The 14,146-nt window shown below is 49.7% G+C and carries 16 protein-coding genes, 1 tRNA gene and 1 pseudogene; 9 read left to right on the forward strand and 9 right to left on the reverse strand.

Annotation, left to right across the window (positions count from 1 at the left end):
- The first annotated feature begins 39 nt into the window (after positions 1–39).
- Positions 40–192 (forward strand): hypothetical protein, encoded by a 153-nt coding sequence (locus QEH59_RS11270; protein WP_308985475.1) that lies wholly within the window; start codon positions 40–42, stop codon positions 190–192.
- A gap of 151 nt (positions 193–343) precedes the next feature.
- On the opposite strand, the gene QEH59_RS11275 is transcribed toward QEH59_RS11270, so the two are convergent.
- Both QEH59_RS11275 and QEH59_RS11280 read right to left on the reverse strand, forming a co-directional pair.
- Positions 344–1,324: an acetyl-CoA carboxylase carboxyltransferase subunit alpha gene (locus QEH59_RS11275; protein ID WP_308985476.1), complete on the reverse strand. Its 981-nt coding sequence runs from the start codon at positions 1,322–1,324 to the stop codon at positions 344–346.
- A 44-nt stretch (positions 1,325–1,368) separates the two neighbouring features.
- On the reverse strand, positions 1,369–1,725 hold the full coding sequence (locus QEH59_RS11280) for a tetratricopeptide repeat protein (protein WP_308985477.1): 357 nt from the start codon (positions 1,723–1,725) through the stop codon (positions 1,369–1,371).
- Positions 1,726–1,788: 63 nt separating this feature from the next.
- On the opposite strand from QEH59_RS11280, the gene QEH59_RS11285 reads away from it, so the two are divergent.
- Complete coding sequence (locus tag QEH59_RS11285; RefSeq protein ID WP_308985478.1) at positions 1,789–2,493, forward strand: zinc ribbon domain-containing protein; 705 nt, start codon at positions 1,789–1,791, stop codon at positions 2,491–2,493.
- Positions 2,494–2,654: 161 nt separating this feature from the next.
- Here QEH59_RS11285 and QEH59_RS11290 read toward each other — a convergent pair whose 3' ends face one another.
- The 5 genes from QEH59_RS11290 to QEH59_RS11310 are packed head-to-tail and all read right to left on the reverse strand — an operon-like array spanning position 2,655 to position 5,759.
- Positions 2,655–3,338, reverse strand: a complete 684-nt coding sequence (locus QEH59_RS11290) for an aromatic aminobenezylarsenical efflux permease ArsG family transporter (protein WP_308985479.1) — start codon at positions 3,336–3,338, stop codon at positions 2,655–2,657.
- Between the two features lie 9 nt (positions 3,339–3,347).
- The gene (locus QEH59_RS11295; RefSeq protein WP_308985480.1) at positions 3,348–3,842 is read right to left on the reverse strand and encodes a nitrophenyl compound nitroreductase subunit ArsF family protein; all 495 of its coding nucleotides are present in this window, start codon (positions 3,840–3,842) and stop codon (positions 3,348–3,350) included.
- 7 nt (positions 3,843–3,849) lie between these two features.
- Positions 3,850–4,083 (reverse strand): thioredoxin family protein, encoded by a 234-nt coding sequence (locus QEH59_RS11300; RefSeq protein WP_308985481.1) that lies wholly within the window; start codon positions 4,081–4,083, stop codon positions 3,850–3,852.
- Between the two features lie 27 nt (positions 4,084–4,110).
- On the reverse strand, positions 4,111–5,409 hold the full coding sequence (locus tag QEH59_RS11305; protein ID WP_308985482.1) for a permease: 1,299 nt from the start codon (positions 5,407–5,409) through the stop codon (positions 4,111–4,113).
- Positions 5,410–5,453: 44 nt separating this feature from the next.
- On the reverse strand, positions 5,454–5,759 hold the full coding sequence (locus tag QEH59_RS11310) for an ArsR/SmtB family transcription factor (protein ID WP_308985483.1): 306 nt from the start codon (positions 5,757–5,759) through the stop codon (positions 5,454–5,456).
- A gap of 617 nt (positions 5,760–6,376) precedes the next feature.
- On the opposite strand from QEH59_RS11310, the gene QEH59_RS11315 reads away from it, so the two are divergent.
- The 6 genes and pseudogenes from QEH59_RS11315 to QEH59_RS18995 form a co-directional block, all read left to right on the forward strand.
- Positions 6,377–7,327: a rolling circle replication-associated protein gene (locus QEH59_RS11315; protein ID WP_308985484.1), complete on the forward strand. Its 951-nt coding sequence runs from the start codon at positions 6,377–6,379 to the stop codon at positions 7,325–7,327.
- Positions 7,309–7,548: a hypothetical protein gene (locus tag QEH59_RS11320; RefSeq protein ID WP_308985485.1), complete on the forward strand. Its 240-nt coding sequence runs from the start codon at positions 7,309–7,311 to the stop codon at positions 7,546–7,548. Before QEH59_RS11315 ends, QEH59_RS11320 begins: the two co-directional genes overlap by 19 nt.
- Positions 7,549–7,996: 448 nt before the next feature.
- On the forward strand, positions 7,997–9,292 hold the full coding sequence (locus QEH59_RS11325) for a hypothetical protein (RefSeq protein ID WP_308985486.1): 1,296 nt from the start codon (positions 7,997–7,999) through the stop codon (positions 9,290–9,292).
- 130 nt (positions 9,293–9,422) lie between these two features.
- Positions 9,423–9,785, forward strand: coding sequence for a hypothetical protein (locus QEH59_RS11330; protein WP_308985487.1), 363 nt, complete (start codon positions 9,423–9,425; stop codon positions 9,783–9,785).
- Between the two features lie 26 nt (positions 9,786–9,811).
- Positions 9,812–9,973, forward strand: coding sequence for a helix-turn-helix transcriptional regulator (locus QEH59_RS18990; RefSeq protein WP_425609242.1), 162 nt, complete (start codon positions 9,812–9,814; stop codon positions 9,971–9,973).
- 409 nt (positions 9,974–10,382) lie between these two features.
- Positions 10,383–11,018, forward strand: a pseudogene (locus tag QEH59_RS18995) (tyrosine-type recombinase/integrase); the annotation flags it as partial.
- Positions 11,019–11,254: 236 nt separating this feature from the next.
- Here QEH59_RS18995 and QEH59_RS11335 read toward each other — a convergent pair.
- A tRNA-Tyr gene (locus QEH59_RS11335) sits at positions 11,255–11,339 on the reverse strand.
- Positions 11,340–11,494: 155 nt separating this feature from the next.
- Between QEH59_RS11335 and QEH59_RS11340 the strand changes: the two genes are divergently transcribed.
- The gene (locus QEH59_RS11340) at positions 11,495–13,276 is read left to right on the forward strand and encodes a chloride channel protein (protein WP_308985488.1); all 1,782 of its coding nucleotides are present in this window, start codon (positions 11,495–11,497) and stop codon (positions 13,274–13,276) included.
- Here QEH59_RS11340 and QEH59_RS11345 read toward each other — a convergent pair.
- Positions 13,273–14,121: a hypothetical protein gene (locus QEH59_RS11345; protein WP_308985489.1), complete on the reverse strand. Its 849-nt coding sequence runs from the start codon at positions 14,119–14,121 to the stop codon at positions 13,273–13,275. The two genes, QEH59_RS11340 and QEH59_RS11345, sit on opposite strands and share 4 nt — an antisense overlap.
- Positions 14,122–14,146: the final 25 nt, after the last annotated feature.

Here is a 14,146-nt window from a genome sequence, read left to right on the forward strand (position 1 = left end):
GAACCTAAAGCCTTCTAAGCGCTTGTAACTAATTATCGAATGTATCGCCGCATTACAATCCTCCTCGCACTGGCCTTTTGGGCACTTTCTATGACTGGCTGCTTCGACAGCAACCCAGACGAACAATCCGTACCTTGGAGTCGTCCAGCAGACTGGGAGCAAGGCGCACCCGGCTTCGGCGGAGGTTACTAGATAGTCGCCCCCTCAAATTTCAAAAAAAACTCCATCCATAACGGATGGAGTTTTTTTTAGGCAGTGCCTTCCGGGGCAGGCACTGCCTGTCCCGGAAGCAATCACGATACGATCTCACACGTACGATCTCACTAGGCCGAATTAAGCCGAATTAGGCCTCCATTGCAGCAGAATCAGCATATTCACCCAAATTACGGAATCGCTGATACCGATCCTCAAGAAGTTTTTCAGTGCTCTTCTTCTGCAGCTTAGCAAGTGAATCAACAATCGCTGTCTTTAAATTTTGGGCTGCTACTGCATAATCACGATGCGCCCCCCCCATTGGTTCATCAATCACACGATCAACCACTCCAAATTTTGCGAGATACTCAGGGCTAAATTTAAGGGCATCCGCCGCCTGCGGTGCCGCAGCGCGGTCTTTCCATAGAATCGCCGCACAACCCTCCGGAGAAATCACTGAATAGTAACCATTCTCCAGAATCATAACCTCATCGGCCACCGCCATGCCTAAGGCACCGCCACTGCCACCTTCACCAATCACAATAGTCACTATCGGTACTTTTAAGGCACTCATATCACGGATGTTCACAGCAATCGCCTCAGCTACATGTCGTTCTTCAGCTCCAATACCAGGATAGGCGCCAGGTGTATCCACAAACGTCACCACTGGCATCCCAAACTTTTCCGCCATCTCCATCAAGCGCATGGCTTTGCGATAGCCTTCCGGATGCGGACAACCAAAATTCCGTTTCAAATTCTCGCGTGTATTGCGCCCCTTCTGCTGGCCTAAGACCATGACAGATTCCCCATTCAGAAAAGCGGGTCCCCCCACAATTGCCGCATCCTCACGAAAGCGACGATCCCCGTGCAACTCCTCGAAATCAGTAAAGATCATGTCAATATAATCGAGCGAATACGGACGCTTCGGATGGCGCGAAAGTTGCACGCGCTGCCAAGGCGTTAAGTTGGAGTAAATCTCCATCTTGGTTTTATCGATCTTGGCCTCAATAGCCTCAATCTCACTCGTCACATCCACCTTGGACTCCTTCGAGACCTGGTTGAGTGTGATCAATTGTTTTTCAAGCTCGCGCAGCGGCTTTTCAAATTCCAGCGTATAAGTAACGTCTTCCATGTGTATCAGGATTTAGGTGTTAAGATTCCGAGCTGTCAATGCCTCTAAATATCATCCTGCTGTGGCGGCGACTTCAACTCATCCTTCCACCCAAGCATGCGTGCCTGTGCTCCAAAGTGCTCCGCTCGATCCTTATCTCCACGCTCGACCCAAATGCGGGAGAGACTGGTATTAATATGAATATCATCTGGACATAGCGCGTGCGCCCGTTCGCCTGCTTGTAATGCGGCATCATAATCCCCTTCCGCGAAATAAATCTCGGTTAAGGCATGCCAGACGCCAAAACAATCGGCATGCGCCTCAGACAGTGCTGTCAGCTTGGAAATCGCTCCCACACCGTCACCCAAGGTGAAATCCAGTGTGGCGTCATCTATTTGATCTTGAAGAGAAGTGTCGCTCATAGTCGCTTTTGTGTTGCTCTAGTAGTGAGCCTGTTTTGTCTAGCGAAGAGAGATACCGCACTTATGGCCGACCCGCAAATCGAAAAGCTTCTAATTGTTCAAGACCGCGACGTCGCGGTGCAAAAAATTGAACAAGAACTCGCCCGCATCCCTCAAGAGCGTAGTGCTCTTGAGGCGAACATAACCGCTGAAACAGCCAATATTGAAGCAGCAAAACAGGCGCTCAAAGAAAAAGAGGTTGAACGCAACGAGCTGGATACTGAAGTCAAGGCCAAGGAAAGCGCCATTGCCAGATTCCGCACTCAGCAACTGGAGGTTAAAAAGAACGATGAATATCGCGCCCTGACCACCCAGATTGAGCAAGCTGAAAACGAGATTTTAGAACTCGAAGAACGTGAAATTGAACTCATGCTAGAGATTGACACCACTCGTGAAACTTTTGAAAAGGAAAAGGCCACGATTGAAGCCCGTATTGCCGAGCAAAGAGTGCAAATTTCTCAACTAGGTGATCGAGAAACCAATTTAAAAGCCTCGGTCAAAGAGGCTCAAGCTGCGGAGCAAATTGCACGCAAGGACACATCAGAGCAGTACCTCGCTCACTACGACAGAGTCAAAAAACTCTGCAAGCGCCCCCCTTACGTCGCACGCATCGAGGCTCACAAATGTGGCGGCTGCCACCTACGGGTATCCAATGAAGTGTCCAGTGGTGCACTCGTCGCCGGTGAGCCACACTTCTGCGATCAATGCGCCCGAATCGTGTACGCTTAAAGAGCCTCATTGTCTTAGCGGTGATTTCAGCTTAGACAAGCTGCTGCTGGTTCTTAGTGTATCAGGAATTTAATCAAACAAGACACCATATCCGTAGTGCCGAAGCCTCGGCCACTCCCCTGAAACTCAAAATACGCATTGAGACTATAGATATAATCACCTCAGCCTGTCAGCAGACTAGCCAGCGTCAACCAAACGCCGATGCCGATTAACAAGGCTGCTGTGACCCAGAGCAATTTCTTCTGCACGGCTTGTAAGCCGCCCAGCAGTGCGCTGGCCTTGCGGGTGCTGAAGACGATGACCAGCGCGATGATCCCGACCGGGAGCGAAGTGCCCAAACCGTAAAGCAAGACCGGCACGGGAGGCAGGGACGATTCCAGTGACAGTGGAATGAGTGAGCCGAAAAACAGGGCTGCGGAGACGGGGCAAAATGAAAGGGCAAAGATCGCACCGATCATGAATTCGCCCAGCAGTCCCCAGCGGGACAAGCGTTCGGTGGTGGCGGCACTGCCGAGCTTTAATTCGAAGGGCAAGGGCAACCAACCGACTATCGCCATCCCCGTCAAGATGAGTAAGGGACCGATAAAGGGGCCGATTCCGTTACGCAGAAACGCCGACAGCCCGGGCATGGAGCTGAGCCCTCCCAAGAGGATAAGCGCCAAGGCCAGATAAACAATCATCCTGCCGAGGGTATAAGCAAGCGCGCCCAGCACTGCGTATCTTTGATTACCGACCTTTCGGCTGAGCATTGAGATGGCGGCCACATTGGTCGCCAAAGGACAGGGGCTGACCGAGGTCACGATCCCGAGCCAAAGCGCGGTGAAGCTGGATATCAATAAAGCCATAACCTTGGATTAGATTGTTTTCGGTAGCACTTCGCGGATACCGGCATCGAGATAATCCTTAAAACTCTCGGGCTCATTTAAGTAGGTCCACACATCGTCCATGCGCTGCCAGCGGACTTGTTTCGAATCGGCTGATTCTTTGGCGATGACCACGGTTTTAAAGGAGAGCTCATAGTCTTCGACGTAGTGCTTGTTTTCCGGGCGGTCGATGTTGTGCGTTTCAAACACCAGTGCGCCGTCAGCGAGCGCATCGGCAAAGCGCTCGTTTAAGGTTTCACGCGTGAGGGCTTCGATCTTTTTACAGGAGATGCAACGCACGTCGGAGGTAAAATAAGTGACCGTAATGCGTTCGGATCGCACCGGCGCTGAAGCGACTGCATCCTCGGCGGCCGTGACTGTCGGCTCAGGGCTGACAGACGGCGCCGGCTGCAGTTTTTGGTAAATACCCGCGCCTATGCCCAGGAGAACCAGCAATAAAAGTAAGCTTTGTAGAATACGTTTCATGGCAGCACTATTGGAGCATTTGTTTTAAATCTTCCGCAGACGGAACCTTGCCTGCGACTTTGACCACTCCGTCCACTACCATGGCAGGGGTGATCATGACGCCGAAATCAGCAAAGCGCATCATATCGGTGACCTTCTCGATGGTATACTCGATACCGAGTTCGCTGGCAGCCGCTTCGGCCGCTACGGTGAGTTGATTGCATTTGGCACATCCCGTGCCGAGGATTTGTATTTGTTTCATAATATGTCCTGTTTGAGTTGCGGATGACTAAGAAAAAAGGAAGCCGTAGATCCAGCCGCTGAGGGTGGCCATGGTCACCACCAAGCTAACGTAGACGGTGGTCTTCTTGGGCCCGATGATGGAGTTGATCACCAGCATGTTGGGCAGACTCAGCGCGGGGCCCGCCAGTAGCAGCGCCAACGCAGGACCGCTGCCCATACCGTTGCCAAGCAGGCCTTGCAGAATCGGGATTTCAGTGAGCGTTGCGAAATACATGAAGGCGCCCGCTAAGGAGGCAAACAGGTTGGCTCCCAGTGAGTTGCCTCCGACCGACTGGCTGATCCACTCCGAAGGGATCAATCCCTCCGCGCCTGGCCGACCGAGTAAGAGTCCTGCCACCAACACCCCACCCAGTAAGAGCGGCATGATTTGTTTGGTATAAGACCAGGTCTGCTCAAACCATTCCCCCGTCTCACCTTTTTGGCCCGCAGTCATCCAAACCAGTCCCAGCACCCCGGTGAACACCGCCCAAGTCGCATGTCCCTGCGTGAGTATCGCAACCAGAGCGACCGCAGCAATAGTAAGGCAGACACGGAGACCCGAGACATGCATCCAACGCCAGAGCATCCACATAAACAGCAAGGCAAAGGCCGAACTCAACCACCACTTGATCGCATAGACCGCGCCAAAGAAGCCGGCATCGTTCGCGCCTCCCCAATTGGCAAAAACCAAAATGGCCACCATACTGGCAAAGAAGGCAGCCGTCTGCCAGAGCGGGCGCGCCGCCTCGTCGTCCGGCATGGCTACTGCCGCGGCCGCTTTTTGCTGCTCCTCCTTGCGAAAGAAGAAAGCCATCAATAAACCGATCAGCACACTAAAGCTCACCGCGCCAATCGCCCGGGCCAATCCAATCTGTGCGCCCAATACCTTGGCAGTGAGGATGATGGCCAGCGCGTTGATCGCAGGCCCGGAATAAAGAAAGGCCGTGGCTGGCCCCAGCCCCGCGCCCATACGATAAATCCCCGCAAACAAGGGAAGCACCGTACAGGAACAAACCGCAAGGATGGTGCCCGAAATCGCACCGAAGCCATAAGCCAGCGGTTTGGGGGCCTTCGGCCCCAAGTAGCGCATCACTGATGACTGCGAGACAAAGGCCGCGATGCCGCCCGCTATCCAAAATGCCGGCAAAAGACAAAGCACGACGTGCTCACGCGCATACCACTTGGTCAAAGCCAAGGCTTCCGTGACGGAGTGATCAAAGCGAGCACTACCCACCGGAAGAAAGTAAAAGACCAGAAAGATCGCGCCCAAATAGGCGGCGATTTTATATTCAGTTTTAGCATTCATATTACTATTACGCGAAATAGCGAAATAATGGATTAAAAAAAGTTTCAGTTCTCCATGCTGTGGCAAGCGCAGTCCGGTTGGACCCTTTCGGCATCCTGCTCCAGGCAAGCGATGAACTGACTCACGCAGGGCAGACTCAGTCTGTAGAAAACCTGCAGGCCGCGTTTTTCATCGGTCACAATGCCCGCCTCCTTGAGCACCGAGAGATGACGCGATACTGTCGACCAGCCCAGGTCCACACTTTCGACCAAATCGCAGACACATTTCTCGCCCTCGCCTAAGAGTTTGACGAACTGCACCCGAGCCGGATGGCCTAAAGCTTTGAACACATCTGAGGTGGAATTTGACATTGCACTACATTAATTTCGCAAGAATGCGAAATAGTCAAGTTACATTTTAAATTTTGCGAGTAATCTCAGAATTTTATTAGATGATCCGAAAGGCTAGCCTCCTGCTTTGCTCTGCAAGCGATGTCGGAGCAATCGAAACTAAGTTGCGGGGCCTATGAGCCTCTCCCCGGTTCTGAGAACCGAGGCCACCCAAGAGAGCTCTAAATCTCAGCATCACTAAAAAAGGCCGCCCTTGCGGACGGCCTTTAAAGTGGTGGTGAGAGCCGGATTGGTTTTGCGACGCAAAATCTCTGCGAGATCCCCCTCCGGGGGCCCCATCTCCAGTCGCTGCGCTCCTTTCGTCGAACCAGCGCTGGTTCTTCATCCGTTCTCACCACTAAAAAAGGCCGCCCTTGCGGACGGCCTTTAAAGTGGTGGTGAGAGCCGGATTCGAACCATCTCGCAGAATAAGACAAACACTTGTAAGTCAACGAATAGCAAAACAATCGAACCCCCTCGGACTGATATAGGGACTGATTATGCCTTAAACCGCGTTGTCAGTGCATGGGATAGCCTGCCTCATTCGCTGAAGGCTGCAATTCTGCTTATCGTTGAATCATCGGAACAGAAAGGCTCCGATGTCTAACCTCGAAAATGAAACAGGTGTGCAGGTCCGTCCCTACACTGCGCCCTCTTGGGTAACGCCTCGCGGTGTGATTCTGAAGCAACGAGAAATCGAGCGTAAAGGCCTGCCAGTGTTTAAGCACTGCCTATTCATCACGCTAACAATCCCCGACTCTGTATCATCGCCGAAGAAAGCTTACGAGATCGGCAAAGACCGTTTGCGGCGTTTCCTCGCTCGGTTCCGCAAGGCAATCGGGCATGACTTCCCTTGGGCTTGGAAACTGGAATTTCAAGAAAACGGCTATCCGCATTGGCATCTAATAATCGGTTACAAGAAACGGATTCCTAAGAACGTCTTCCGCGATGTCTGCGGCTCAATCTCTCAATGGTGGGGATTAGGCATGACTAACATTCAAAGGCTCCGTCGCAAAGAATTCAGCTACCTATTCAAATACGTGTCAAAAATCGCCTCGGGCGATGGCGACGAAGAAGCGGGTGTTTGCCTGCCTGCGTGGGTGCTTGACTACAAGACAGTCAGAAAGGACGGGCGCCCTTCTGCTGGTATTCGCTTTTGGCAAACTGGCGGCGGTTTCTACACGAAGCAAAAAGAGCCGAAGAAGCAGGAACAGACAGAGCAACAAAGCTCACGCGTTCCCTACACTCTGCGCGAACAAATTCAACTCTGGTCACGAAAGGCTGTCGCCTACCGAAAGGATTTTTTCGGCAACTATGCCGCCTCGAAATATTTCTACTTCAAGCGCCCTTTTGGGCAATCCGCGCAAGCGATCATTTTACAGCTTCTCAATGCCCAGGTGGCACCCATTGAGAATGCTTTAGTATTCAGGTGCCATCTAAACCAACTAAAGAAAGAGATACCAGAATGGACACTAAACAAGATAAGGCAGCTACTGCCACCACAACACTACCAGTTAAACCAACAGACGGTTTGTTTCTCCGTGGACTAGTCGTCGCTGTCGAAAAGCTCGAGCGAAAATGGGAAAATGAAGAATACAAACAGCTGAAAGTAACCATCGTTGACGGCACCAACACTTTCTTCTTCATTGCCACCGACAAGAAAGCCCCTCTGCCCCCTGTGCTAGCATTTACGCGTGTTTGCGTGCGTGTGGACTGGGCGAGTAAGGAAAAGGGTGTAATGACGGTGCGCGGCGATCTCAGCGACGAATAGCTGCTAGCAAGGTGCGCAGCACCGTCCAAAGGCCATCGCGCCCAGCGATATAGAGCGAAGCTCGTAGCCCCGTAAGTGAATGCTCATTCGCAAAGCGATGCTGAAACGTCTGTTCGCTTCGGCCTGCTAACCTGATCCCCCTTCTAAAGCCAATACAGTAATTAGCAGAGAATCCGTTTGGCCGTAGGCCATCAAAAGAATCAATGCAGTAAAGGGCACTTCGACTGATAGAGCAGTTTGAGGTGCCTTTTTTTGTGCAAGTAGATGCAGAGAATCGAAAGCGTGGCATAGGCGGAGGCTCCGCGAGGAGCCCCGCCTATGCCACGCTTTCCTTTCCTTGATTAAGATTAATATAAGTGACAGCTTAGCTCATTCACATAGTTAGTAGCTATAATATGAAAGATTACTTAAGTGGCGTTTAACTGAATTCACTAAATCAATACTATCGATGAAACAACCGCTAACAGATGAACAAGAAAAGCTAATCAGAAAGATTTATTCATTAGCCTGTGAATCGGGGATTTCAGTATTGGGCGAAGCTCCTGATATTGAAAAATTCCGAAACTCTCCATTGATGATGAAAGATTACACACGAGCGAAACACAAAGGTTTCCAGAAAGCTCAGCTTATCATCGGTGAGGAGCTAATCAAGATTGAGAAAGCTGGAAAAGCCGAGAAATACTACGAATGCTTGTTACGTAAATTAGCAGACACTATAGCATGGCAGCTAATTAGTTATCATGGCCACATCGCCAGAAGATTATACAAAAAACAAAAGTCTCCCACGTTATCCACCTCAAACTATGAATCCTTAGTAAAGGCATCTAAATACGTCATAAAAGAGAATCTCAAGTTTGCGTTAATCTCAGACTTAACGTCTTTCATACAAGTTGGTGATTTATTAATAGTAGATCCTTTAAATGGCAAAGGGTTATCATTTGCAGAAGTAAAAGAAGGACAGGTTAATGATGAAATCATCAATCTGATACATGACACTGATGGTGACTCAAATGATAAACTAAAGGCGTTTATCTCAAAACGTGGAAAAAGTGGCCTCAGCCAACTTAACAGAGTTATGCGCCAAGCACAAAGGATGGATTCTACAAAAAATATTATAAACGATGATCACGGCGTAGATTCTGATACCGGTATGGAAATACGAATTAATGCCAAAGAAATTGAAGTTGAGAATCTCTCTCAAAAGATTGAGCATTCGACGGAAATAGCAAGAACCAGAGGCTGGGCGACAGACATCATTGATGATTGTATGTTTATTGGAAGCTACACAGGTAAAATGCGACATTTGAGTAAATCAGTTTTTGATGTATGGTTTCATGGTTCAGGAGGCAACCAGGAGGATCCGAATTACCACTTAGCTTTATCAATATCTAGCCCGACCAGCACACCAATTTTTGCTCACTTAGGATTTAAGAATGAGACGAAATTTGACCTTATTCAGCATCGGACAATTACTCGTGTAGCTTTACACATTGACAGCTTTATGGAGCTAAGCGAAAGCATCGGACTTAAGATGAGATGGGGAACGAGGAGAGAAATCGGAAAATTCGCCCCCTATATTGGGAATATGAAACGGAATGGACGCCCACTGGTTGCAGAAATTGGTGATACCAGAATCCCAATAAGCGATGCCCTATTAACGCGTATAACATTTGACCTGATGACGCCTCGCTCATTTCTCACAAGTCTACTCTCAGTACACAAAGAAGTCCGCAAAGATAGTTAACCTACAATTATATCTACTCAGACCTCCTCTAAGGAGGTTTTTTTTGTGCCTGGACGCGACTGTAAATGCCAACTGTAAAACCATTCAGTAATAAATTGACAAGTTCATCCGTAAAACTAGTATGTAAATCATGAGTAACTACAACGCACACGAAGACCCAAACAATAATGTTCCTACAGAGATCGAGGACGAAGAAACAGAGGCAACACCTCTTAGCCCAGCTGAGCTTCTAGACAAAGCGATGGATTTAATGCCTGGAAGAGAGCTACTTCCTTACTTATCGACGATAATTTACCTACGAAAATACAGAGATTACAGCTGGCGAGGAATCGCTTCATGGCTAGCCGTCAATGGTAACATTAAATCTAGTCACACAACCGTGTGCAACTTCTACAAGCACATAATGGAAAGCCACTTACAAGGACAAGACGAAGCTTACGCTCGGGAGTGCTTTGAAGAAGTAGAAGCACGCTATCACACCCAAGACCAATAGAAGCCATGACTGAACAACTCCACAGTATGAAAAGCGTAGCTAATCGTATCAGTCTTTCGGTTCGTGAGGTTTATCGTCTAATCGCAAAAGGCGAACTTCCAAAACCCGTAAAAGTTGGTAGAGCTTCACGCCTATTTGAGAGCGACATTCAAACATACCTTGAACGCTTAAAAGCTAATCGAAATTGATACTATGAGAGTCGACAAACGCAAACGCCGCAAGGCTGGGAAACTCGTTGAAGACCCCTGCTACAGTGGATTCTTTCGGCTACCTTGGGAATTCAAAGAGCGAAGCGTTTCGTTACAGACTCCCGACAAGCAGACCGCCGAAAAATGGCTAAAGGAATACATCACGGTTCAACACCGTATCCATGCAGGTGAGGAAGTGCCCTCTTACCTCTGGGGCGCTCCAAAGAAAGAACTCCCTGCCCTACTCGCGGAATACCTCGAAAGCCTGCAATCAAAAGAGCGTGGGCAAAAACACATTGACGGCGTGCGCGTCCATATCGAACGACTCATAGACGAATGCGACTGGCGAACAGCTGACGCAATCTCACAGCGTTCATTTGAGAACTGGCTCGCAAGCGATCCTAAAGCCATGCGCACAGGCCAAGCTCTTTCAGCGAAGACCAAAAAGGAATACCAGAGCGACGCCCAAGCCTTCACAACTTGGCTTGTGCATTGCCGCGTGCTGAAAGACAATCCACTTGAATTCCTCAAGCCTATCACGACGAAGGGTAAAGAAACAAAACGGCGCGGCTACTGGTCGCCCGAAATCCTGCGCAAATTCTTAGCGGTTCCACCTGGTGGCGCTGTAGATTATCGCTCTGCGGTCTTCTTACTATTCAAGACGTCTATTCGCAAAAGCTCTTTGCAGCATCTTCAATGGTCTGACGTGCATATAGACATAGAGCGCCCCTACATCGAGTTACAAGCCAGCAACAACAAGACGAAAGAGCGCTTGATTCGTCACATCGACAAGGAAACTCAAAGCTTCCTGCTTTCGATGCGTCCTACAGGCTTCAAAGCCTCCGATACGGTCTTAGACTACAAGATCCCAAACTCTACACGCTTACGCAAAGACCTTGAAGCCTTAGGCATCGTATATCGGACTGAAATAGGTGATTTAGACTTCCACGCTTTGCGCCATACCTCGGCAACAATGTTTGCGGCGAATGGTGCACCTGTCGCCATACGTCAAAAGCTGCTAGGCCACAAGACAAGCGCCATGACAGACCGTTACACGATTGATAACGGCATCAATGTTGCGGCTGAATTGGACAAAATGCCGCCTCTATATGAGGGCAAATCGTGGACTGGTATTTGGACTGGTTTTACAGACTTTTCGGGTCATTTGGAGTCACAAGCAGACACAAACGCCAACAAAGCTCAATCGGCCGCTAGCCCGCTTCCTGTCACGTCTAGACACGAAGAAGCCCCCCCGTTCCCGGAGGGGCTTGCTTGTAATAATGGTGGTGAGAGCCGGATTCGAACCAGCGAACTCAAAGAGAACAGATTTACAGTCTGCGTGCTTTAGCCACTTGCATATCTCACCAAAAGTGAAGAAGTGGTGGACAGTAGGACTAAGTTTCACTTTGCCAAGTATTTTTTTAAAAAATTTATTCGCGCATCTCTATGAGTTTTTTATAGATCTGATTCACGCTGTGCAGAACTCTTTGCACGGCTTTTTCTTTTTCAGAAATCATACCGATGCCACGCGAATCATTCAGCCTTAACAATCTTCCTAATTGGATGCGCGGTCGTTTTAATGACGGCCAACGATTCCTAATGCTATGTATCTGCGCCGGAGTCCTTTGTGGCTTGGTGGGAGTCAGCTTTCACTTGGCCATCACCTTTACTTTTGAGCATATGTTCGCCCTGTATGAGGGCCTAGGCTTCTGGACGATTCCAGCGATGATCTTCTCGCCAGCTCTGGCGGGACTGTTGGTGGGCTTGATGATCCGCTACGTCTCCCCCACTGCAAGTGGCTCGGGGATTCCACAAACGAAGGCGGCTTATTACCAAAATTTCGGCATCATTAAAACGCCGGAGGCTTTCTGGCGTTTTATTATCGGCACGATCTCTGTTGGTTTCGGAAATAGTCTGGGGCGTGAAGGACCGACGGTTCATATTTGTAGCGCGATCTCATCCAAATTAGGCCGCATCTTCGGTTTGGGTAAACTGCGCATCCAATCCATGGTGCCCGTGGGAATGGGCGCAGGCATTTCAGCGGCGTTTAACGCCCCGATCTCGGCGATCACTTTTGTGTTTGAGGAGCTCTTTGATAATAACTTCAGCAGCAAGGCGCTGGGCGGCATTCTGATTGCCGTGGTGGTCGCAGCGGTGGTGGAACGCAGCTTGATCGGCGACCACAGCGCCCTACATGCCACGCGTGAAGTATTTGAAACGTCTTGGTGGATGCTGGTCTGCTTAGCGATCGGGCCAGCGGCCGGCTTATTAGGCCACTTGTTCGTATCGCTGCTACTGGGACTACGGGCACAGTTTAAACAAGCCACAAAGATTCCCTCATGGGCACGCCCTGCTCTGGGTGGCCTGAGCGTGGGGCTGATTGGGGTAACTGTTTGGCAATTCAGCGGCGGCCACAATGGAGTGTTTAGCATTGGATATGATGATCTAAACTCCACGCTCCACGGTCACCTGATCTGGCAAGTGCTGCTGCTCTTGCTGGTGGGTAAGTTTTTGGCGACTGCGGTTTGCTATGCCTCCGGCGCTAGTGGCGGTATTTTCGCCCCAGTACTATTTATCGGTAGCATGCTCGGTGGCTTGTTCGGTGTGCTAATGGTCAAATTTCTAGGCGTGGACCAATCGGTGGCGGCCGCCACGGCTCTACTGGGCACAGGCGCTTTTTTCGCAGCAGTCATTCGCTGTCCATTGACTTCAGTGCTCATCATCTTTGAGATGACACAAAACTACTCGCTGATCCTCCCATTGATGATCGGCAATCTAATCGCCTACATAATTGCAGGCAAGCTGCGAAGTATTCCCATTTATGACGCCCTACTCCTGCAAGATGGCATCAGCTTAAAAAAGTTACCAGCTTACCGGGGCGATCGTGACTGGCGCAATCTGCCGGTGAGTACAATTATGACGCACGATTGCCGCAGTGCTTACGGCGAGCTGGATGCAACAGCCAACTTAGAACGCATTCAAAAGGACGGCCACAAGCACCACGGCTATACCATCGTCTCAAAGGAAAATCAACAGGAACTACTGGGTGTAATCACCCATCACGAACTTGAAGAACTCCATGCTGCCAAGGACACTCGCAGAATTTCCGAATGGTCTGAAGGACAAAACATCATTGAAATTCACCCTGACGACTCGATCCGTGATGCCGCCAACACATTAGTGGTCAAAGATGTGCTGCAAGCACCCGTGGTCAGTCGCAAGGATACCCGGAAATTACTGGGCATCGTGACACTGCACGATATAGCCCGGCAGCAAAATGCGATCGAAGACTCGATGGATTAACTGGTCAGCTGCATTCCGCGAACAAACTCCCGCGCAAAACCAGTCAGATCATCTGCATAGCGCTCACAGAAATTTATAACATTCTGACGATCAACTTTCTGAGCATCAACAAGCAAACGGTAAGCCAGCTCATGAGCGTCGTAGGACTCACCTACCATGATTAAGCACAAATCTGCGACGTCTAACTGTGTTTGCTCTGTATAACTACCAATCTGTGCCAATCGATTACACCATTCCTGGATTTCGTCGGAGCTGTCAAACGTCATCATTTGCCCCAATGCAGCCGCCACCGTCAATAAGATACGCGTCTGTTTGTTATTTCTATTTTTGGGTGCACGATGCCAATAGCGACGAAACGCTTCCAGAAAATAGGGGAACTCAATAAATTGCAAAAAATCAGCTTCACGAGCTGCCAATGTAGGTGGTGCTGACGCAGCTAATGGTAAAGGAGCAGGACGAAAGCCTTTTATATTACGCTCAGCCAACCAAGTCCGCAGCGGACCGTAGCCCCTAGGCACCGTCAAAGGATTCATTAGTCGATGCTTAGCAGCTAAATCGACTATACTCTCTGGCAGCAGTTGAAGTACCTCCTGGCGAAATTTCAGTACCACGCGCGGATTGTGCAAGCGTAGATTCATTCGATACAGTACCGAGCGTTCTTCCTGGGCAGTGGGACTCGATTCTTCGTACAGTTCACATATCCAGCGTTCAGTTTCCGATAGAGTGTTGCTCTGCTCAATGTAGTTATGAATTTTAGCCCAATGCTGATTCGCACGTGCGCCCGCAATCTCCCAAGACAAGCAATAGGCCAAAGCAATCACCAAAACTTCGTCAGATTCCGTCATAAAGTGAACGTATACAATTTACAGC

The organism is Thalassobacterium sedimentorum (assembly GCF_031127905.1).
GTDB lineage: Bacteria > Verrucomicrobiota > Verrucomicrobiia > Opitutales > Coraliomargaritaceae > Thalassobacterium > Thalassobacterium sedimentorum.